17 protein-coding genes are annotated in these 20207 nt (G+C 67.3%); 8 read left to right on the top strand and 9 right to left on the bottom strand.

Going from position 1 to position 20207, the window contains the following annotated elements; genetic code table 11:
• Nucleotides 1-98: 98 nt before the first annotated feature.
• Nucleotides 99-1934, bottom strand: a complete 1836-nt coding sequence (locus tag D5301_RS10630) for an autotransporter domain-containing protein (protein WP_153855664.1) — start codon at nt 1932-1934, stop codon at nt 99-101.
• A gap of 207 nt (nt 1935-2141) precedes the next feature.
• Between D5301_RS10630 and thiS the strand changes: the two genes are divergently transcribed.
• The 4 genes from thiS (at nt 2142) to D5301_RS10610 (ending at nt 5863) form a co-directional block, all read left to right on the top strand.
• Nucleotides 2142-2342: a sulfur carrier protein ThiS gene (gene thiS, locus D5301_RS10625; RefSeq protein WP_153855663.1), complete on the top strand. Its 201-nt coding sequence runs from the start codon at nt 2142-2144 to the stop codon at nt 2340-2342.
• Nucleotides 2343-2459: 117 nt separating this feature from the next.
• Nucleotides 2460-3254 (top strand): thiazole synthase, encoded by a 795-nt coding sequence (locus D5301_RS10620; protein WP_153855662.1) that lies wholly within the window; start codon nt 2460-2462, stop codon nt 3252-3254.
• On the top strand, nt 3254-3988 hold the full coding sequence (gene trmB, locus D5301_RS10615) for a tRNA (guanosine(46)-N7)-methyltransferase TrmB (RefSeq protein ID WP_010481468.1): 735 nt from the start codon (nt 3254-3256) through the stop codon (nt 3986-3988). Before D5301_RS10620 ends, trmB begins: the two co-directional genes overlap by 1 nt.
• Nucleotides 3989-4015: 27 nt before the next feature.
• Nucleotides 4016-5863 (top strand): SLC13 family permease, encoded by a 1848-nt coding sequence (locus D5301_RS10610; protein ID WP_110713387.1) that lies wholly within the window; start codon nt 4016-4018, stop codon nt 5861-5863.
• Between the two features lie 364 nt (nt 5864-6227).
• On the opposite strand, the gene D5301_RS10605 is transcribed toward D5301_RS10610, so the two are convergent.
• The gene (locus D5301_RS10605; RefSeq protein ID WP_012511947.1) at nt 6228-6563 is read right to left on the bottom strand and encodes a Rieske (2Fe-2S) protein; all 336 of its coding nucleotides are present in this window, start codon (nt 6561-6563) and stop codon (nt 6228-6230) included.
• Nucleotides 6564-6741: 178 nt separating this feature from the next.
• On the opposite strand from D5301_RS10605, the gene D5301_RS10600 reads away from it, so the two are divergent.
• The 4 genes from D5301_RS10600 to D5301_RS10585 all read left to right on the top strand — a co-directional run bounded on the left by D5301_RS10600 (nt 6742) and on the right by D5301_RS10585 (nt 9923).
• Nucleotides 6742-7023, top strand: coding sequence for a hypothetical protein (locus tag D5301_RS10600; protein ID WP_005410817.1), 282 nt, complete (start codon nt 6742-6744; stop codon nt 7021-7023).
• Between the two features lie 75 nt (nt 7024-7098).
• Entirely contained in the window at nt 7099-7815 is a 717-nt protein-coding gene (locus tag D5301_RS10595; RefSeq protein WP_110713389.1) for a fumarylacetoacetate hydrolase family protein, read from the top strand.
• Between the two features lie 55 nt (nt 7816-7870).
• Nucleotides 7871-8275, top strand: coding sequence for a large-conductance mechanosensitive channel protein MscL (mscL, locus tag D5301_RS10590; protein WP_153855661.1), 405 nt, complete (start codon nt 7871-7873; stop codon nt 8273-8275).
• Between the two features lie 226 nt (nt 8276-8501).
• Nucleotides 8502-9923 (top strand): M28 family peptidase, encoded by a 1422-nt coding sequence (locus D5301_RS10585; RefSeq protein WP_153855660.1) that lies wholly within the window; start codon nt 8502-8504, stop codon nt 9921-9923.
• Nucleotides 9924-10069: 146 nt separating this feature from the next.
• Here the strand turns inward: D5301_RS10585 and D5301_RS10580 are convergent, their stop codons facing one another.
• The 7 genes from D5301_RS10580 to D5301_RS10550 all read right to left on the bottom strand — a co-directional run bounded on the left by D5301_RS10580 (nt 10070) and on the right by D5301_RS10550 (nt 20134).
• Complete coding sequence (locus tag D5301_RS10580) at nt 10070-11521, bottom strand: alanine/glycine:cation symporter family protein (protein WP_093999603.1); 1452 nt, start codon at nt 11519-11521, stop codon at nt 10070-10072.
• 10 nt (nt 11522-11531) lie between these two features.
• A complete protein-coding gene (locus D5301_RS10575; RefSeq protein WP_153855659.1) occupies nt 11532-12524 on the bottom strand; it encodes a hypothetical protein in 993 nt (330 codons plus the stop codon).
• A gap of 237 nt (nt 12525-12761) precedes the next feature.
• Nucleotides 12762-13598: a TrmH family RNA methyltransferase gene (locus D5301_RS10570; protein WP_180846455.1), complete on the bottom strand. Its 837-nt coding sequence runs from the start codon at nt 13596-13598 to the stop codon at nt 12762-12764.
• A complete protein-coding gene (locus D5301_RS10565) occupies nt 13599-15110 on the bottom strand; it encodes an alanine/glycine:cation symporter family protein (RefSeq protein ID WP_164162783.1) in 1512 nt (503 codons plus the stop codon).
• A 206-nt stretch (nt 15111-15316) separates the two neighbouring features.
• Nucleotides 15317-15913, bottom strand: a complete 597-nt coding sequence (locus tag D5301_RS10560) for a GNAT family protein (protein WP_153855657.1) — start codon at nt 15911-15913, stop codon at nt 15317-15319.
• Nucleotides 15906-19031, bottom strand: coding sequence for an efflux RND transporter permease subunit (locus tag D5301_RS10555; RefSeq protein WP_153855656.1), 3126 nt, complete (start codon nt 19029-19031; stop codon nt 15906-15908). The genes D5301_RS10560 and D5301_RS10555 overlap by 8 nt, the downstream gene beginning before the upstream one ends.
• On the bottom strand, nt 19028-20134 hold the full coding sequence (locus tag D5301_RS10550; RefSeq protein ID WP_110713401.1) for an efflux RND transporter periplasmic adaptor subunit: 1107 nt from the start codon (nt 20132-20134) through the stop codon (nt 19028-19030). Before D5301_RS10550 ends, D5301_RS10555 begins: the two co-directional genes overlap by 4 nt.
• Between the last annotated feature and the right edge of the window lie 73 nt (nt 20135-20207).

Raw genomic sequence — 20207 nt, 5'->3', positions numbered from 1 at the left:
ATGCGGAGGGACCGGTACAGCGCAATGGTGGCCACCGCATCCGCGAGGGGTCAGAGCCCTTTCCTTGCGGAAAGGGATCCGCCCCCCGCGGTTGCTGCTTAGAACGTGCCGCTGAAGTTGGCGAACAGCGTCGCGTCCTGGGCACGCTTCTGCCCGGCCGATGCGCTCAGGCCGAAGTTGCTCTGCAGGCCGAACAGCTCGGTACGGGCACCCAGCACCACGGTGGCGTAGTTCTTGTCGAAGTTCAGGCCCGGCACGCGGTAGCTGCCCAGTTCCGGCAGGGTCTGCAGCCAGGCACTGGCCTGCTTGGTGTCTTCGAACTCGTGGTCGTAGGTCACCTGCGCGTACGGCTTGACGGTGCCGCCATCGAAGCGGGCCTGCCAACCGATGCGGCCGACGGTCGAGTCGACGTTCTGGCGGTCATAGCCCAGTGCGGTCGCCAGGGTGCCGGCCGCAGCACTTTCGGTGTAACCGTCGATCTTCACCTTCTGCCAGATCACCGAAGCGATCGGGCCGTGGCGGAAACCGCCCTCGGTGCCGAACTCGTAACCAGCGTTCAGGGCAGCGGTCAGGTTGCTGCCGTCCGGCGAACCACCGTGCTCGCGGGTGGCCGGGCCCAGCTGGACCTTGCGGTTCACGTCATAGGACAACCAGGTGTAGCTGACCTGGCCATTGACCCAGATGCGGTCGTGGTACCAGCCCGCGAACAGACCGGCGGTGGTGTCCTTCTGGGTGAAGTCACCACGGCTGTTGCCGAAGTCGGCATTGAGGCGGCCAAAGCCGGCGAAGCCGCCGAACACCATGCCGTCGCGCGCCCAGTCGATACCGAACAGGCCGGCCGGCGCCAGGCCGTCGTACAGGTCGGCGTGGTCATAGCGCTGCAGGTCACCGCGCACGCCGCCCCACCAGGACAGGCCGTCGGCCGGACGACCACCCAGATGCATGCTGACCTGGTCGGCTCGCGAGCGGCCGATGGTCTGCGCCGAGTGGCTCAGCACCTGCTGCAGACGCGGGCCTTCCAGCACCGAAACCGCGTACTGGCCCAGCAGCTGGTGGCCGGCGGTGGTCGGATGTACGCCGTCGGCGAACAGGTAGGTGTTGGCCGCATCCGGGCTGACGTAGCTGGTCGGGTTGCAGGTCAGGATGCTCTGCGTCGAGTTGGCCGGATCGATCTTGCAACCGGTGCTGGTGACGTTGGTGAAGCCGTACATGCCCGGGTTGGCAGCCACTTCGCCCAGCACGGTGAAGGTATCGAGCGGGATGAACTCGATGCCGGCCTGCTTCAGGCCGCCGTACAGGGCCTTGTTGTAACCGGCCGACAGCGCGGTGGCGGCTGCGGCATTCGGGCCACGGAAGGCCGGGGTCAGGCCCACGTTCGGCAGGTTCGGCACCAGCACGTACTGCGCTCCAGCCTGCTTCAGCGCGCCGACCAGGGCGATCTGGTCGGTGACGGCCGCACCAATGATGGCCTGCGCCTGCGCCGGCGCAGCGGCGGCGGCGAACAGGTCGTTGGCACCGCCCCACACCGTATACAGGACATTGGCGTCAGCCTTGCCGCCGTTCGCGGCCAGGTAGCGGGCCGCCTGCGACTTCAGCGACGGGATGGTTCCCATCGCGCTCGGAACGTCCACGCCGACGCGGGCACCACCCACCGCATAGTTGTCGCCACTCTGGCCGTTGCCGTTGGCGGCGCCGTTGAGACCGTAGTAGTTGGCCACCTGTTGCGACCACACCCAGCCCGGGTTGGTGGTGAACTGGCCGGTGACCGGCTGCACGCCGGGCGGCAGCAACGGCCGGAAGTAGCCGGCATCGGTGAGGCTGTCACCGAAGAACACGGCCTTGGAATACGGGGATTCGCCTGCCATGGCCGGAAGCGCGGCCAGCGCGATCGCGGCCGCCATCAGGGAGCGGATCGGGCGTTTGCTGAGCAGCATGTAAAGAACTCCTGTGGGGATATCGTTGAGGACCCGGCGGACGTACGCCGGCGCACGGTGAATGGTTTCACTGCGCCGGCGTTTGCTCACGCTGCGCCGCCGCATGGATTGTCGCCTGACCGCGTGAAAACCGGTTGTGCCAGAGCTGGCGCCCGGTTCAATTTGCAAACGTTCCGATCCCACCGGGCTATCGGCGACAATGCACGGATGAACATCCAGCTCAACGGCGAACCCCGTACCCTGCCCGCTCTGGCGACCGTCCACGACCTGCTCGAAGCCGAGCAGCTGCTGCAGCGCCGGGTGGCGGTGGAGGTCAATGGCGAGATCGTCAGCCGCAGCCGCCATGGCGGGCATGTCCTTGCCGAAGGCGACGTGGTGGAGATCGTGCACGCGCTGGGCGGGGGCTGAGGCTGCTCGGGTCTTCAGGGGTCAGATCCCTTTGCCACAGGCAAAGGGATCTGACCCCACGCTCGACCCCGCCCGCTGCGTGACCCCATCTTCAGGCGGATAAGCGATAATCGCGCCATGAACGTTCATGTCTCCCCCGATTCGCTGGTGATCGCCGGCAAGACCTATGGCTCGCGGCTGCTGACCGGCACCGGCAAGTTCAAGGATCTGGAAGAAACCCGCCTGGCCACCGAGGCTGCAGGCGCCCAGATCGTCACCGTGGCCATCCGCCGCACCAACATCGGGCAGAACCCGGGCGAGCCGAACCTGCTCGACGTGCTGCCGCCGGAGCGCTTCACCATCCTGCCCAACACTGCGGGCTGCTACACCGCCGAAGACGCGGTGCGTACCTGCCGGCTGGCCCGTGAGCTGCTGGACGGCCACAACCTGACCAAGCTGGAAGTGCTGGGCGACCAGAAGTCGCTGTACCCGGACGTGGTGCAGACCCTCAAGGCCGCCGAACAGCTGGTCAAGGACGGCTTCGACGTGATGGTCTACACCTCCGACGACCCGATCCTGGCCAAGCGCCTGGAAGAAATCGGCTGCGCTGCGGTGATGCCGCTGGCCGCGCCGATCGGCTCGGGCCTGGGCATCCAGAACAAGTACAACCTGCTGCAGATCATCGAAGACGCCAAGGTGCCGATCATCGTCGACGCCGGCGTGGGCACCGCGTCGGATGCGGCGATCGCGATGGAGCTGGGCTGCGACGGCGTGCTGATGAACACCGCCATTGCAGGTGCACGCAGCCCGGTGCTGATGGCCAGTGCCATGCGCAAGGCCGTCGAAGCCGGCCGCGAGGCCTTCCTGGCCGGGCGCATCCCGCGCAAGCGCTACGCCAGTGCCTCCTCCCCGGTGGATGGGTTGATCGGCTGATGACCAATCCCTTTGACAGCGCCGGTTCCAAGGCCCCGCCCAAGCCCTTCACCGTGAGCGAGGGCCGCCGCGAAGTGCGCAGCTTCGTATTGCGCCAGGGCCGCTTCACGCCCGCCCAGCAGCGCGCGTTCGACGAACGCTGGCCGCGCTTCGGCATCGACTACAACGGCCAGCCGCGTGACCTGGACGCCACCTTCGGCCGCCCGGCGCACAAGGTGCTGGAAATCGGCTTCGGCAACGGTGCCGCGCTGCGCTTCGCTGCCCAGCACGACCCGTCGCGCGACTACATCGGCATCGAGGTGCACGCCCCCGGCGTGGGCCGGCTGCTGAACGCGCTGGCCGACGACAACGCCGACCATGTGCGCCTGTACCACCACGATGCGGTGGAAGTGCTGCAGAACGAGATTGCCGATGGCGCGCTGGATGAAGTGCGCATCTACTTCCCGGACCCGTGGCACAAGAAGCGCCACAACAAGCGCCGCCTGCTGCAGCCTGCATTTGCCGAGCTGCTGGTGCGCAAGCTGCGCCCGGGTGGCCGCCTGCACTGCGCCACCGACTGGGAGGACTACGCCGAGCAGATGTGGGACGTGCTCGATGCCACCGCCGGCCTGGTCAACCGCGCCGGCCCGCGTGGCAGCGTGCCGCGCCCGGACTGGCGTCCGCAGACCCACTTCGAGACCCGCGGCCAGAAGCTCGGCCATGGCGTCTGGGACCTGCTGTACGACCGCACCTGACGATCGCCTGAGGACACCGCTCCCCACATGGATACCGCGCTGACGCTGACCAACGACATGAAGCTCGTGCTCGGGCTGGTCGGCTTCACGATGGCGATGTTCCTGTTCGAGCGCATCCGCGCCGACGTGGTCGCGCTGGTGGTCCTGGTGGTGCTCGGTGTCACCGGGCTGATCGCGCCGGAGGAAATCTTCGGCGGCTTCTCCGGTAACGCGGTGATGAGCATCATCGCCACCACCATCCTCGGTGCGGGCCTGGACCGCACCGGGGCGCTGAACCGGCTGGCCGCGTGGCTGCTGCGGCGCGGCCATGGCGTCGAGCAGCGGCTGTTGATGATGACCACGGCCATTGCCGGCCTGAATTCCTCTTTCATGCAGAACCCGTCGGTGATGGCGCTGTACCTGCCGGTCGCCTCGCGACTGGCCGCGCGCACCGGGTTGACCCTGCAGCGCCTGCTGCTGCCCATTTCGGCGGCAATCGTGATGGGTGGTGCGCTGACCATGGTCGGCAATTCACCGCTGATCCTGCTGAACGATCTGCTGGCCTCGGCCAACAACAACCTGCCTTCCGGCCTGGCCACCATCGAGCCGCTGCGCATGTTCGCGCCACTGCCGATCGGCGTGGCCCTGCTGATCGCCTCGCTGCTGTACTTCCGCTATTACGGCGACCGCAAGCTGGTGGAAGAGGAAAGCCTGGTCAACGACGGGGTCACCCCGGCACGCACCGAGAGCTACTTCGCCAAGACCTACGGCATCGAAGGCGATGTGTTCGAGCTGGTGGTCAGCGCCGAAAGCCCGCTGGTCGGCATGACCCTGGGCGAGGCGGAGAACCTGCACGATGCGCCGCTGCTGCTGGCCCTGAAGACCGGCAACGACACCCGCCTGGCGCCGCCGGCGGAGATGCGCATCTGGGTCGGCAGCGTGCTCGGTGCGATGGGCCCGCGCGAGCAGATCAGCGACTTCGCGCAGAACCAGTTCCTGCGCATGTCCTCTCGCCTGAAGCATCTGGGCGACCTGTTCAACCCCAGCCGCGCCGGCATTTCCGAGGCCGTGGTGCCGCCGACCTCGAACGTGATCGGCAAGAGCGCGGCCGACCTGCGCCTGCGCAAGGAGCGCGGTATCAGCCTGCTGGCGATCAACCGAGACAAGCAGGTGATCCGCGAGGACGTGCGCGACGTGCAGCTGCGCGCCGGCGACATGCTGGTGTTCCACAGCATCTGGACCGACCTGGCGCAGGCCGCCCGCAGCCGTGACTTCGTGGTGGTGACCGACTACCCGACCGGCGAGCAGCGCCCGCACAAGTTCAAGATCGCGATGGCGATCTTCGCGCTGACCATCCTGATCGCGCTGACCAGCAAGCTGCCGGTGGCGCTGACGCTGATGACCGGCGTGGCCGGCATGCTGCTGACCGGCGTGCTGCGCATGGACGAGGCCTATGCCTCGATCAACTGGAAGACGGTGTTCATGATGGCCGGGCTGATCCCGCTCGGCTGGGCGATGGATTCCAGTGGCGCGGCGGCATGGGTGGCCGGCCATACCATCGACAAGCTGCCCACCGGCATACCGGTGTGGGTACTGGAGGTGGCGCTGGCGCTGCTGACCACGGCGTTCTCGCTGGTGATCAGCCATGTGGGCGCGACCATCGTGATGGTGCCCATTGCAGTGAACCTGGCGTTGGCGGCGGGCGGCAATCCGACGGCGTTCGCGCTGATCGTGGCGCTGTCGGCGTCCAACAACCTGATGACGGCCTCCAATCCGGTGATCTCGATGATCACGGGGCCGGCCAACTACACACCGCGTGAGATGTGGCGGGTCGGCGGCCCGCTGTCGCTGATCTACACGCTGGTGGTGGTGTTGATGATCAACCTGATGTTCTGAGGTTGGGGTTTGTTGGCAGGGCTGCGCCCTGCACCCCGGTAGTGCCGGCCGCTGGCCGGCAACCTCAACAGCAAAAGCGTGCATTTCGTGGGATGGCGGGGTGGGTCCGGTTGCGGGGGACGCCGTAAACCCGTCCCTGGGGGCCTGGCCGCGGCATCCATGCCGCGGACACCCCCGCAACCGGACCCACCCCGCCTTCGACAGATTCATGCGAGCTGTCGAAACGGCATTCCGTGCTGCTGTTGGTAGGTGTCGACCTTGGTCGACACGGCTTTTGTAGCGTCGAGCCATGCTCGACTGCTCCTGGCTTGATGGGGTAAGAGCCGCTTTCCTGCGGAAAACGGATCCGACCCCTGGCCTGGACTCAGGCGAGATAAACCTGCCCGTCGCGCACGTCCACCGGCACCGCGCGCAGGCGGTCGCCCTTGCAGGGGCCAGCGATGCAGTCGCCGCTGTCCAGCGCGAACGAGGCACCGTGGGCGGCACACACCAGGTGGCCCTCGCGGCTCTTCAGGAACTGGCCCGGGGCCCAGTCCAGGCGACGGCCCGCGTGCGGGCAGATGTTCAGGAACGCACGCACCTGCGCGCCATCGCGGTACAGCACCAGCGATTCGGCATCGCCATCGACCACCGCTTCGACCTCGGCAAACGCGCCATCGGCAATGGCATCAAGGGCGATCAGGGCAGCGGCGGCAGTCATGGCGAAGGCTCGGACAGTAAACCTGCATTGTCGCACGCCCACTCAGGTGACTGGCTGCGACATGAACACAAGTCATTGATCCGTAATAAGCATAGGCTATATTTAACGAGTTTTTCACTCAATGACAGTGGCGCGTCCCGATACTCTGGTTTCGCTGATCCCAGCCTATCGAGCCGCCATGTTCAATCGCGCATCCGCCTTCAACCAGTTCCGCACCCTGTTCGCGCCGCGCAAGCCGCGTCACCCGTTGGTGCGCGTTGCCGTGGGCCTGCTCGGCCTGGCGATCCTGGCCGCGATGGTGTTCATCGGCGTGTTCGTCGGTGCGGCGATGATCCTGGTCGGCCTGGCGTGGAAGCTGCTGGCCTCGCGCAAGCCGGGCGTTGCCCGTCCGGTCGATCCGACCGTGGTCGAAGGCGAGTACCGCGTGGTGCGCAAGCCGGTGCTGCCGGCCTCGCGTTGATCCACGCCCTCCGCGCCCGCTGACGGCGGGCGCCATGCGTTCTAGACTGCGGGCACGCCCTTCCTGGATGCCCGCATGTCCGATGTCTCCGATGTGATCCCTGCCGTAGCCCTGCCGCGTGTGCCGGTAGCCGGTGGCGGCAGCTTCCCCGTGCACCGTATCTACTGCGTCGGCCGCAACTTCGCCGACCATGCCCGCGAAATGGGCGCAGCAGTGCCGGCGACCGACGATCGCGGCCGTCCGATGTTCTTCAGCAAGCCGGCCGATGCGATCGTGGTCGGCCACGACGATGCCATTCCCTATCCCCCGGCAACCGCCAACCTGCACCACGAAGTGGAGCTGGTGGTGGCGATCGGCCGTGATGCGCCAGCCGGCGAACTGGCCGTGGCCGATGCCGACGCTCTGGTCTACGGCTATGCCGTCGGACTGGATCTGACCCGCCGCGACCTGCAGGCCGCCGCCAAGGACAAGGGCCATCCGTGGGATGCAGCCAAGGGCTTCGATGCCTCGGCACCGATCAGCGAGATTGTCCATGCCGCTGAAGTGGGCGACCTGGCCGCGCTGAACCTGTCGCTGGAGGTCAACGGCGAAGTGCGCCAACAGGCGCTGCTGGACCAGATGATCTGGAACGTGCCGGAGATCCTGCACGAGCTGTCCAAGCTGTGGCAGCTGCGCGCCGGCGACCTGGTGTTCATGGGCACCCCGTCCGGGGTGGCTGCGCTGAAACCCGGCGACCGCTTCAGTGCCCGACTGGAAAACGTGGCCGAGCGCCACGGCGTGATCGCCGGCTGACATCACCTGCGCTACCCTGCGCGCTGTCCACTTCCCCCACCGGAGAAAAACAACAATGGGAATGCTCACCGAGTTCAAGGAATTCGCGATGCGCGGCAACGTCATCGACCTCGCCGTCGGCGTGGTGATCGGCGCGGCCTTCGGCAAGATCGTGACCGCCCTGGTCGAGAAGATCATCATGCCGCCGCTGGGCATGCTGATCGGCAAGGTGGATTTCTCGCAGCTGGCCTGGACGTTGTCACCGGCCAGCGTCGGCGCCGATGGCAAGGAGATCCCGGCCGTGGTGATCGGCTACGGTGACTTCATCAATACGCTGATCCAGTTCGTGATCGTGGCCTTCGCCATCTTCCTGGTGGTCAAGACGATCAACCGCCTGTCGCGAAAGCAGGAAGCCGCACCGGCCGCACCGGCCGAGGAAGTGGTGCTGCTGCGCGAGATCCGCGACAGCCTGAAGAAATAAGGCGGCCTACCGGTAGTGCCGGCCGCTGGCCGGCAAGGTCGGAACAAGCGGGGAGCCGGCCAGCGGCCGGCACTACCGCGACTGCACGAAAGCCCCGCCCCGGCGGGGCTTTCGCTTTGCCGGACGTGGCGGAAAACAGCGTTCGCGGCAGCCATGACCTCCCGCCCATGCGCCGGGCTGAACGACTGTTAAGCTCCAAGGCTTAGGTCCCTTCCCGGAGTTGTCCATGCGTCGCCGCGTCCTTGCCATCGCATCCTCCCTCGCCCTGCTGGCCGCCCCGGCCTTCGCGGCGCCGCGTACCACCACCCTGCCCCCGGCGTCGCTGGCCACCGCCGCACAGCTGCGCGACCAGGCGCTGGCCGATGACACCGGCTGGAAGGTGGTCGAATCGCTCACCACCGAGATCGGTCCGCGCATCGCCGGCAGCGAGGCCGACGCCCGCGCCGTGGCCTGGGCCGAAGCCAAGTTCAAGGCCCTCGGCTTCGACAAGGTGTGGAAGGAACCGGTGACGTTCCCGAAGTGGGAGCGCCGCAGTGAACACGCCGCGGTGACCGGCAGGAACCCGCAGCCGCTGCAGATCACCGCGCTGGGCGGCAGCCCGGGCGGCACCGTTGAAGCCGAAGTGGTCCGCTTCGCCGACCTGGCCGCGCTGCAGGCGGCACCGGCCGGTTCGCTGAAGGGCAAGATCGCCTTCGTTGATTACCAGATGCTGCCGTTCCGCGATGGCCGCGACTACGGCCGTGGCGGCGCGATCCGCAGCAAGGGCCCGTCCGAAGCAATCCGCAAGGGCGCGGTCGGCTTCCTGATGCGCTCGGCCGGTACCGACTCGCACCGCGTGCCGCACACCGGCATCACCCGTTTCGATGAAGGCCTGACCCCGGTGCCGTCGGCGGCGCTGTCGGTGCCCGATGCCAACCAGCTGGCGCGCCTGCTGGCACGTGGCAGCACCACGGTGAAGGTGGCGCTGGACTGCGGTTGGGATGGCACCGCCACCTCGTACAACGTGATCGGTGAGATCACCGGCCGCAGCCTGCCGAAGGAAGTGGTGGTGATCGGTGGTCATCTGGATTCGTGGGACCTGGGCACCGGCGCGGTGGATGACGGCGCAGGCGTGGGCATCACCATGGCCGCCGGCCACCTGATCGGCCAGCTCAAGCAGGCGCCGAAGCGCACCATCCGCGTGATCGCGTTCGCCAACGAGGAACAGGGGCTGTACGGCGGCAAGGCCTACGCCGAAGCGCACGCCAAGGATGTGGCCCTGCACCAGCTGGCTGCCGAGAGTGACTTCGGTGCCGGCCGCATCTATGCCTTCAATACCGGTTCGCCGAACCCGGAAGGCTCGCGCGAAGCGACGAAGCAGATTGCCGAGGTGATGAAACCGCTGGGCATCGAGTACCAGGCCGACAAGGGTGGCCCGGGTCCGGACGTCGGTCCGCTGGCTGCCAAGGGCGGTGCGTGGGCATGGCTGGCGCAGGACGGCTCGGATTACTTCCACCTGCACCACACCGCCGACGACACGCTGGACAAGATCGACCCGAAGGCGCTGGCGCAGAACGTGGCTGCCTACACCGTGTTCGCGTACCTGGCGGCGGAAGCCGATGGCAGCTTCGGCAGCGAGGCCAAGGCGACCACGCCGCCGAACGAGTGATGCGGTAGTGCCGGGCCATGCCCGGCGAACGCAGCGGCGGGAGCGGTGCGAACCAAGGTTCGCACCCACCGGGTAATGGCGCTCCCACCGGGTCATGGCGTGCGGTCAGAGCCCTCGCCTTGGCGAGGGATCTGCCCCCGGTCCTGTCAGCCCTCCCACACGCTGGTGTTGCGTACACCCAGCAGCTTCGGATTGAACAGCGGATCCTTGCCCGCCTGGCGGTGCTGTTCGTAGTCGCGCAGCGCCGCCAGCGCCGGCTTCTGCAGCAGCAGGATGGCGATGATGTTCAACCAGCTCATCAGGCCGACGCCGATGTCGCCCAGCGACCACGCGATCGTTGCGCTGTTCACCGCCGAGTAGCCGGTCGCGGCCAGGAACAGCAGCTGGAACCCGCCCATCACCCACGGCGCGGGACGATCACGGCACAGGTAGCTGATGTTGGTCTCGGCCATGTAGTACAGCGCCAGGATGGTGGTGAACGCGAACGGCAGGATCGCCAGCGCCACGAACGAGCGGCCGAAGCCCGGCAACGCGGATTCCACCGCATGCTGCACGAAGCGCGGCCCGGCCTCGACGCCGGGCAGATTGCCCAGCAGCAGGCGCGCCTCATCCGGAATGCCATTCACTGCCGGGTCGTAAACGTTGTACAGACCCGTGGACAGGATCAGGAACGCGGTGGCACTGCACACCACCATCGTGTCGATGTAGACCGAGAACGACTGCACCAGGCCCTGCTTGACCGGATGCGAAACTTCGGCGGCAGCGGCCGGATGCGCACCGCTGCCCATGCCGGCCTCGTTGGACAGCACGCCACGGCGCACGCCCCACTGGATGGCGGTACCGATCATTGCACCGAACGCGGCATCCACACCGAATGCGCTGCGCAGCACCAGCATGATCACCTCCGGTACTTTCTCTGCATTGAGCACCATCACCAGCGCCGCCACCAGCAGATACGCCACTGCCATCAGCGGCACCACCCATTCGGCAACCCGCGCGATGCGGCGCACGCCGCCGATCAGGATCGCGCCCAGCACCACCAGCAGTACCGCCGTAGTGGTCATCACCGGCACGTTCCAGGCTTCGTTCACTGCACTGGTAATTGCGTTGGACTGGGTGCCGGCCAGCATCGCGCCGGCCAGTACGGTCACCAGTGCGAACAGCACCGCGTACCAGCGCTGGCCCAGGCCTTTTTCGATGTAGTAGGCGGGCCCACCGCGATACTGGCCCTTGGCATCGCGGTCCTTGTAGATCTGCGCCAGCGTGGATTCGATGAAGGCACTGGACGCGCCGAGGAAGGCGACGATCCACATCCAGAAGATCGCGCCCGGGCCGCCAAAGGCGATCGCCATCGCCACGCCGGCGATGTTGCCGACCCCGACCCGGCTGGACAACGACAGCGACAGGGCCTGGAACGGTGACACGCCGGATTCGGAGCGCTCATGACGGAACATCAGGCGCAGCATGTCCGGCAGCGCACGCAACTGGATGAAGCGGGTGCGCACACTGAAGTACAGGCCAGCGAGCAGGCACAGCACCACCAGGTACGGGCTCCAGACGACGCCGAGGATCGTGTTGACGATGGATTCGATGTTCATCGGCCGCCCCTCAGAAGAACATGCCCAGGGCGACCTGGGGGCTGATGATGCGGCCGGCGTTGCGCCCGGCCACGGTGAATTCGACGCCGGCGATCAGGCCCAGTGACGGACTGAAGTGGTACTCCACGGCCGGCGCCAGGCTGACGTTGCGGCTGGCCGGACGGTGCTCTTCAATCCGTTCGATCACACCACTGCTGTTGCGTGCGAAGCCGCTCAGGCGCTGGCCGGTCTCGCGGCTTGCGGCCATTTCCATCACGCCCACCCAGCGTGAGTTGAAGCTGTACTCGGCGCCCACCGACAGGCCCAGTACCGAGCCGCGCGAAATGTGCCCCTGGAAGCTGTCGTCGGTGCCATACACGCTGGTGCCGGAAATGGCGGTGCGCGATGGGGCAGGACCGGCGCTGAGCTGGGCGCGCCAGCGCACGGGGCGATCGTTGCCCAGCCACACCACCTGCTGCACGCCCAGCGCGGCGGTGGTGCGCTGCACGCCATCGCCCTGCGCATCCAGCGGATTGCCGGTGATGCGGTCGTGGCTGCCGGTGCTGAAGCGCTGCACCAGCGCGACCGAGATGGCCGGACGGGTGCCATCGGCATTCGGTGACTGCAGCAGGTACTGCAGGCGTGCCGTGGTGTCGCCGGCACGGAAGCCGCTGCTGCGCGCACTGCCGGATTCCGAGCGTGAGGCGCTGAGATTGACCTGGCCCATCACCCGGTCGCTGAAGCCGTAGATGATCGGCACCACGGTCGCCCACGCACCACTGCGCTCGGCGCTGCGGCGGCGATCCCCGTTGTTGTCGTAGTGGTCGCGGCTGTCGACCCGCACCAGATAGGGCTCGATGTACCAGTTGCCCTGCGGCAGGCCGGCCGGATTCGGCGTGATCAACGGGCCGGTGAAATTGATCCCGTCGAGGCTGCGTTCTCCGGCCTGCACCGCGGGTGACGCAAGCGCAGCGAGTGCCAGCACCAGGCAAGTGCGGCGTGTGCGGCGTTGGACTCGATGCATGGAACCACTCCTGTACGACGTTGGAAGGATCTCCACCGTGCGGCGCGGGAAACGGCCCAGCAATGAGATAAGTTCTAAAATTGCCTGTCGTTCGGTCAAGCGTGCTTGAAACAACGTGAGCTGACGCAGATGACCCAATTCTCCTGGCATGCACCGCTTGCGCTCTTGCACCGCGCAAAAAAAAACCCGGCCACAAGGGCCGGGTCCGGGCATCAGCACGGCATTGAAACCGCGGGATCAGCCGTTGCGTCGGCTCGCCCACTGCGCCAGCAGCACCGCCGTGGCTGAGGCCACGTTCAGGCTCTCCACCGCGCCACTGCCGGGAATCGAGACCTGAAGGTCGCACTGGCCGGCCAGGCTGCGGTCCATGCCCTCGCCCTCTGCGCCCATCACGTACACCAACCGTTCCGGCAGCGATGCGCGGAATACGTCGTCACCGCCATCGACCAGGGTTGCCGCCAGGCCAAAACCGGCCGCACGCAGCTGCGACATTGCCTGCGCGGTCTCCGGCAGCTGTACCAGCGGGACGGCTTCGGCACCGCCCTCAGCCACACGTGCGGCGGCACCGGACAACGCCAGCGTGCTGGCGGCCGGCAGCAGCAGTGCCTTGGCACCGAAGTGCGCGGCCGAGCGCAGGATCGCGCCCAGGTTGTGCGGGTTGCCCACGCCATCCAGCCACAGCGCCAGCGCCGGGCCGTCGCCGACCTGCTCCAGCCACTGCGCCAGCGGCAGTGCCGGTGCACGCAGCACATCGGCCACCACGCCTTCGTGATGGGTGGTGCCGGCGAGCTTGTTCAGATCGCCGTCTTCAACCACGCGGTACCCCACGCGGTTGGCCACGCACCACTTCAGCAGCGGCTGCAGGCGCGCAATGCGCGCCTCCAGCAGGTACAGCTTGCGCAGCGCCTGCGGCCGCGCCTCGAACGCGGCCAGCACGGCATTCAGGCCGTACAGGCGCAGCTCATCGCTGCCACCGCGCCCGCCACCGCCCGTGGCCGGCACCTCCGGGCGCGGCAACGGCGTTGCGCGCGGCGGACGGGCGGACGGGCGGCGGTTGTTCCAAGGGTTGTTCACTTACACACTCTCCTGCTTGCGCTGGCGCCAGAAATCAGCGTTCTTGATGCCCAGTGCATCAGGGTCGAACACCGGATCCAGGCCCAGCTTCTTCTGTCGTTCGTAGTCACGCAGGGCCAGCATTGCCGGCTTCTGGATGATGAGGATGGCAATGATGTTCAGCCAGGCCATCAGGCCCACGCCGATGTCACCCAGCGCCCAGGCCAGGGTTGCATTATGGAACGCGCCGAACACCACCATGGCGATGATGCCCAGGCGCAGCACCAGCACGGTCAGCGGGCGCTTCTTGTTGTGGTTCACATAGCTGAGATTGGTCTCGGCCATGTAGTAGTACGCCATGATGGTGGTGAAGGCGAAGAAGAAGATGGCGATGGACACGAACGCCGAACCCCAGCCCGGCAGCACCGCTTCCACGCCGGCCTGGGCGTAGCCCGCGCCTTCCGGAATGCCGGCCAGGCCCTGGAAGATCGGCGGGGCGCCGGCACCTGCTGGCGAATACACGTTGTAGGTGCCGCTGGCCAGGATCAGGAACGCGGTGGCGGTGCACACCATCATGGTGTCGAAGTAGATGGCGAAGGCCTGCACGTAACCCTGCTTGGCCGGGTGCGAGACTTCCGAGGCCGCTGCCGCGTGCGGGCCCGAGCCCTGGCCGGCCTCGTTGGCATAGATGCCGCGCTTGATGCCCCACTCCACCGCCAGGCCCATCATCGCGCCGAACGCGGCGTGGGTGCCGAAGGCGCTGCTGAAGATGATGTTGAACATCTCCGGCACGCGGTCGTAGTTGATGATCATGATGACGATGGCCATCAGGATGAAGCCGGCGGCCATGAACGGCACCACCACTTCGGCGAAGTTGGCGATGCGCTTGACGCCACCGAAGATCACCACGCCCAGCAGCAGCGCGACCACGATGCCGATGCCCAGCTTCAGCGCCTGCACCGATTCCATGCCGAAGGCCTGGCCATCGAGCGGACCGCACAGCGCAGTGCCGCGGCAGGCGTTGATGATGCTGTCGGCGATGGCGTTCGCCTGCACACCGGGCATCAGGAAACCGGCGGCAATGATCGTGGCGATGGCAAAGGCCAGCGCGTACCACTTCAGGCCCATGGCCTTTTCGATGTAGTACGCCGGGCCACCGCGATAACGGCCTTCGGCATCCTTGGTCTTGTAGATCTGCGCCAGGGTGCATTCCACGTACGAGGTGGACGCGCCGAGGAAGCCCATCACCCACATCCAGAAGATGGCGCCGGGGCCGCCGAAGGCGATGGCGGTGGCCACGCCGGCGATGTTGCCGATGCCCATGCGGCCGGCCATCGACATGGCCAGGGCCTGGAAGGACGACACGCCGGCGTCGGATTTCTCACCCTTGACGGTGAGGCGGCACATCTCGAGGAAGCCGCGGATCTGCATGAAGCGCGTGCGCAGGCTGAAGAACAGGCCGGCGCCCAGGCACACGAAGATCAGTGCCTTGCTCCAGATGATGCTGTTGATGAAATGTACGGTAGCTTCCACGCGCGCTCTCTCCAGTCGGCGGGTTGTAAGGACGTCCCGTCGGCTGGAAGGGACCTGACCGATTCTCCCTGATCGAAGGCCGCTGCGGTAGCGCCAGAAGGATGCGGTCGGATCCCTTGCGCAGCGCGCAGGGGCTCTGACCCCCGATATCCGTGAAATGGGGTCAGAGCCCTTTTCTGCGAAAAGGGATCCGACCCCACGCCTGTTCAGGGCAGCTGCGTGCGTACCCGGGCAAAACGGCGCAGGTCGTGCAGCACGCCGCGCTTGTAGACCGCGCAGCGGTCCACGCCTTCTTCCTGGAAACCGTTCTTTTCCAGCACCCGGGCCGAGCCGAGGTTGAAGTCGACCACCCCGGCCTGCAGCCTGAACAGGCCAAGTTCGTCCATCACCCAGGGGGCGAACAGGCCGACCACCCGGGTCATCACTCCTTGGCCCCAGTAGGCCTGGCCCAACCAGTAGCCCAGCTCGGCCATGTGCCCGCGCTCGGCACTGCCCTGCTGGGCCCCGACGCTGCCGCAGGCCTGGCCGTCGATCTCGATGGCCAGGTTCAGGGTACCGGGGGCCAGCACGCGGCCGGCGAGGAAGGCCTCGCCATCCTCGCGCGTGTACGGGTACGGGAAGCGGTCGCGCAGGCCGCGCGACACCTCGGCGTCGTTGGCGTGGTGCAGCAGGGATTCGAGGTCTTCATTGCGCCAGGGGCGCAGCAGGAAGCCCTGGCCCTGCAGGTGTGGGGTCAGAGCCCTTTCCCCTTGGGAAAGGGATCCGGCCCCGCCTGCCATCCCGTTGGCGGTCGGATCAGGCATGGCCACCCACCGAGGGCGATTCCGCTTCCTGCTTCTCCAGCTCGCGCTTCACCGCTTCCGGCGAGCGGGTGTACGGGGCCAGCCGCGCGTAGAACGCCGGCACCACGAACAGCGACAGGAAGGTCGAGAGGGTCACGCCGAAGATGATCACGATGCCGATCGTGCCACGGCTGGCCGAACCAGGGCCACCGGCCACCACCAGCGGAATCGCGCCGACCACGGTGGCGATCGAGGTCATCAGGATCGGGCGCAGGCGCACCATCGCCGATTCGATGATCGCCTCGCGCACGGTTCTTCCGTCGTCACGCAGCTGGTTGGCGAATTCGACGATGAGGATGCCGTTCTTCGCGGCCAGGCCGACCAGCATGACGATGCCGATCTGGCTGAACAGGTTCACCGTGCCGCCGCTCACCCACAACCCGACCAGCGCGCCGAGCACGCCCAGCGGCACGGTCAGCATGATGGTGAGCGGGTGGATGAAGCTCTCGAACTGCGCGGCCAGCACCAGGTAGACCACCAGCAGGGCCATCGCGAAGGTCAGCAGCACGGCACCACCGGCGCTCTGGTACTCACGCGATTCGCCCTTCCAGTTCACCTGTGCATACTGCGGCAGCTCCTCGCGAGCCACGTTCTGCGCCCAGGCAATGGCCTCGCCCAGCGGATAGCCCGGCGCCAGGCCGGCGTTGATGGTGATCGAGCGCAGGCGGTTGAAGCGGTTCAGGGTGCCGGCCTCGGCCACTTCGCTCAGCGTGACCAGGTTGGACAGCGGCACCAGTTCGCCGGAAGTCGCGCGCACGCGGATCGCCGCCAGGTCGGCTGGGCTGGCACGGCCATCGCGGCCGGCCTGCACCAGCACGTCGTACTCCTCGCCGTTGTCGACGAAGGTGGTGACGCGGCGCGAGCCCATCATGGTTTCCAGCGCCGAACCGATCGCGGTGACCGGCACGCCGAGGTCGGCCGCACGCTGGCGGTCGATGTTGACCCGCATCTGCGGCCGGGTCTCCTTGTAGTCCGAGTCCGGGCCGACCAGGCCGGGATTGTCGGCCATGCGCAGCAGGATGCGGTCGCGCCACTGCGCGATCTCGGCATATTCCGGACCACCCAATACGATCTGGAACGGCTGGCCGCCGCTGCGCACCAGGCCACCGCCCACCTGCGTGCGTACCCGCACGCCACGGATGGTATCCAGCTCCTTCTGCAGCTCGTTGGCCACTTCCGGCGTCCCTTCGCTGCGCTGGCGCCACGGCTGCAGGAAGATGCTGACGCGGCCGGTGTGCATTTCCTCGCTGGCGCCCCAGCCACCCGGCACGCGCGGGTTGGCGCGCACGATTGGCTTGTCCGGGCCGACATGCGGTGCCAGCATCGCTTCCACCTGCTGCACCTGCTGCACGGTGTAGTCGTAGCCGGCGCCTTCCGGGCCGTCGATCATGATCTGGAACGAACCGCGGTCTTCGGCCGGCGCCAGTTCCGACGGCAGCAGCTTGAGCAGGCCCCAGCTGGCAGCCAGTGCGGCCACCATCACCAGCAGGTAGATCCAGGTGCGGTCCACGTGATGGTCGAGCACCCGCCCATAGGCCCCTGCCAGGCGCTCCAGGTTGCGGTTGACGAAGCCATGCAGGCCACGCGGCGCGTGCCCGGTGTGCGGCTTGAGCAGCTTGGAGGCCATCATCGGCGTCAGCGTCAGCGCCACGAAGGCGGACAATGCCACCGCGGCGGCCAGTGCCACCGCCAGCTCGCGGAACAGGCGCCCGGTGTTGCCTTCCAGGAAACCGACCGGCAGGAATACCGCCACCAGCACCGCGGTGGTAGCAATCACCGCGAAGGCGACCTGCGCCGTGCCGCGCTTGGAGGCGACCAGCGGCGGTTCGCCCAGATCGATGCGGCGCTGCACGTTCTCCACCACCACGATCGCATCGTCCACCACCAGGCCGATGCACAGCACCAGCGCCAACAGGGTCAGCAGGTTGATCGAGAAATCAAACGCATACAGTGCGATGAACGCCGCGACCAGGCAGACCGGCACGGTCACCGCCGGAATCAGCGCGGCGCGGAAGCTGCCGAGGAACAGCCAGATCACCGCCAGCACCAGGATCATCGCCTCCACCAGCGTGGCGTAGACGCGGTCCACCGCGGCTTCGATGAAGGTGGTGTTGTCGAAGGCGACGAAGATCTGCGTGCCCTTGGGCAGGGTCAGTGCGACCCGCTCCGCCTCGGCACGCGCGACACGGGCCACGTCCAGCGAGTTGGCGGTGGAGGTCTTGACGATGCCCAGGCCGATGCCCGGCTCGCCGTTGCTGCGGTAGTACGCGCGGCGCTCGGCCGAGGCCAGCTCGATCTTCGCCACGTCGCCCATGCGCACCACGTAGCCATCGCGTCCCTTGCCCAGCGGGATGGTCGCGAAGTCTTCCGGCTTGATGTAGTTGCGCTCCACGCGCAGGGTGAAATCGCGGTCGGTCGACTCGATGCGGCCGGCCGGCAGTTCCACGTTCTCGTTGCGCAGCGCGGTTTCGACGTCGCCGGTGGTCAGCCCGCGCGCCGCCAGCTGGTCGCGGTCCAGCCAGATCCGCATCGCGTAACGCTGGCGGCCGCCGATGCGGACCTGGGCCACGCCGTCGAGGCTGGAGAAACGATCGACCACGTAGCGGTCGGCGTAGTCGCTCAGCTCCAGCGTGTCCATGGTCGAGGAGACCATGTTGAACCAGATGATCGGGTCGGCATCGCTCTCGACCTTGGCGATCTCCGGCGGACGCGCTTCCTCCGGCATGCGGTCGGCGACGCGGCTGGCCGCATCGCGCACGTCATTGGCCGCCGCTTCGATATCGCGGTTGGAGGTGAATTCGATGCTGACCTGCGAGCGGCCATTGGTGCTGCGCGCATTGATCGTATCGATGCCTTCGATGCCGGCCAGCGCGTCTTCCAGTACCTGGGTGATACGGCTTTCGATGACCGCGGCCGAGGCGCCGGTGTAGTCCACCGACACCGAGACGATCGGCGGATCGATGGCCGGCAGCTCACGCAGGGTCAGGCGGGTGAAGGACATCACGCCCAGCACCAGCAGCAACAGGCTCATCACCACGGCAAACACCGGCCGCTGGATGGAGATGTCGGACAGCTTCATCCGCCGTGGCCCTCGGCCGCGACCGGCGCTGCAGCGTCAGCGGGCTTCGCACCGCTGGCCGGGGCCGCGTCCTTGGCCGCGACCTTCAGGCCCGGGCGCAGCTTGCCGGTGCCATCGACCACGATGCGCTGGCCCGCTTCCAGGCCCTGCCTGATCTCGACCACGCCGGCACGGCGCGCGCCGGTGACCACGTCCACGCGCTCGACGCTGTCGTCGGCCTTGATGCGGTACATGAAGGTATCGCGGCCGACCTGCACCACGGCGATCTCCGGCACCACCAGCGCCGGGCGCTCGGGCCGGAACAGGCGCACGTCCAGCAACATGCCCGGACGCAGCGCATGGTCGCCGTTGGCGAAATCGGCGCGCACGGTCACCGCACGGGTGGCCGGGTCGATGCGCGCATCGATGGTGCTGACCACACCCTCAAAGGTGCGGCCGGGCCACGCCACGCTGGTGGCACTGACCTTGTCACCGACGCCCAGTGCGGCCAGTTCCACTTCCGGCACCTGGAAATCGATGTGCATGTGCTCGATGTCGTCGAGCGTGGCGATCACCGTGGTCGGCGTCAGCAGCGTGCCCGGGCTGACCTGGCGGATACCCAGGACGCCAGCGAACGGCGCACGCACGCGACGGTCGCCGATATCCGACTGCATCTGCGCCACACGCGCCTCGGCGGCATCGCGGATCGACTTCTGCGTATCCAGCGTGGCGCTGGACACCAGCCGCTGGGTGGCCAGCTCGCGCTGGCGCTTGTACAGCTGGTCGGCCTCGTGGAAGGTGGCCTGCGCCTGCACCAGCGCAGCCTCCTGGGCCTGGCCGCGCAGGGTCACGATCGGCGCCCCGGCAGCGACGTGCTGGCCGCTTTCGAAATGCACTTTCTCGACGATCTCGCTGACCTTGGCGGTCACGCTGATGGATTCGCGTGCCTTGGCCGTGCCCAGTGCCTGCAGGGTGTCGTTCCACTGCGTGGACTGCACGACCTGCGCGGTGACCGGCACCGCTTCTCCCTGCCGACGGGCGGCGGCCTCCTGTTTGCCTGCGCACCCGGCCAGCACGGCCAGGCTGAGGCCAAGGGCCAGGGTCGAAGCGATACGAGCCAACATGAACGGTCCTGAGTGATCCACGGCCGCCGAGTGTAGGCAAGGGCCCGCAAAAGCGGTATGTGCCAAGCGTTTA

Origin of the sequence: Stenotrophomonas sp. MH181796 (assembly GCF_009659995.1) — a bacterium.
GTDB lineage: Bacteria > Pseudomonadota > Gammaproteobacteria > Xanthomonadales > Xanthomonadaceae > Stenotrophomonas > Stenotrophomonas riyadhensis.
This window is presented reverse-complemented; position numbering and strand designations above follow the sequence as displayed.

What these genes read in the sequence shown, in the direction of transcription:
- D5301_RS10630 (WP_153855664.1), bottom strand. Translation starts at nt 1,934, where the DNA reads ATGCTGCTCAGCAAACGCCCGATCCGCTCCCTGATGGCGGCCGCGATC.
- thiS (WP_153855663.1), top strand. Translation starts at nt 2,142, where the DNA reads ATGAACATCCAGCTCAACGGCGAACCCCGTACCCTGCCCGCTCTGGCG.
- D5301_RS10620 (WP_153855662.1), top strand. Translation starts at nt 2,460, where the DNA reads ATGAACGTTCATGTCTCCCCCGATTCGCTGGTGATCGCCGGCAAGACC.
- trmB (WP_010481468.1), top strand. Translation starts at nt 3,254, where the DNA reads ATGACCAATCCCTTTGACAGCGCCGGTTCCAAGGCCCCGCCCAAGCCC.
- D5301_RS10610 (WP_110713387.1), top strand. Translation starts at nt 4,016, where the DNA reads ATGGATACCGCGCTGACGCTGACCAACGACATGAAGCTCGTGCTCGGG.
- D5301_RS10605 (WP_012511947.1), bottom strand. Translation starts at nt 6,563, where the DNA reads ATGACTGCCGCCGCTGCCCTGATCGCCCTTGATGCCATTGCCGATGGC.
- D5301_RS10600 (WP_005410817.1), top strand. Translation starts at nt 6,742, where the DNA reads ATGTTCAATCGCGCATCCGCCTTCAACCAGTTCCGCACCCTGTTCGCG.
- D5301_RS10595 (WP_110713389.1), top strand. Translation starts at nt 7,099, where the DNA reads ATGTCCGATGTCTCCGATGTGATCCCTGCCGTAGCCCTGCCGCGTGTG.
- mscL (WP_153855661.1), top strand. Translation starts at nt 7,871, where the DNA reads ATGGGAATGCTCACCGAGTTCAAGGAATTCGCGATGCGCGGCAACGTC.
- D5301_RS10585 (WP_153855660.1), top strand. Translation starts at nt 8,502, where the DNA reads ATGCGTCGCCGCGTCCTTGCCATCGCATCCTCCCTCGCCCTGCTGGCC.
- D5301_RS10580 (WP_093999603.1), bottom strand. Translation starts at nt 11,521, where the DNA reads ATGAACATCGAATCCATCGTCAACACGATCCTCGGCGTCGTCTGGAGC.
- D5301_RS10575 (WP_153855659.1), bottom strand. Translation starts at nt 12,524, where the DNA reads ATGCATCGAGTCCAACGCCGCACACGCCGCACTTGCCTGGTGCTGGCA.
- D5301_RS10560 (WP_153855657.1), bottom strand. Translation starts at nt 15,913, where the DNA reads ATGCCTGATCCGACCGCCAACGGGATGGCAGGCGGGGCCGGATCCCTT.
- D5301_RS10555 (WP_153855656.1), bottom strand. Translation starts at nt 19,031, where the DNA reads ATGAAGCTGTCCGACATCTCCATCCAGCGGCCGGTGTTTGCCGTGGTG.
- D5301_RS10550 (WP_110713401.1), bottom strand. Translation starts at nt 20,134, where the DNA reads ATGTTGGCTCGTATCGCTTCGACCCTGGCCCTTGGCCTCAGCCTGGCC.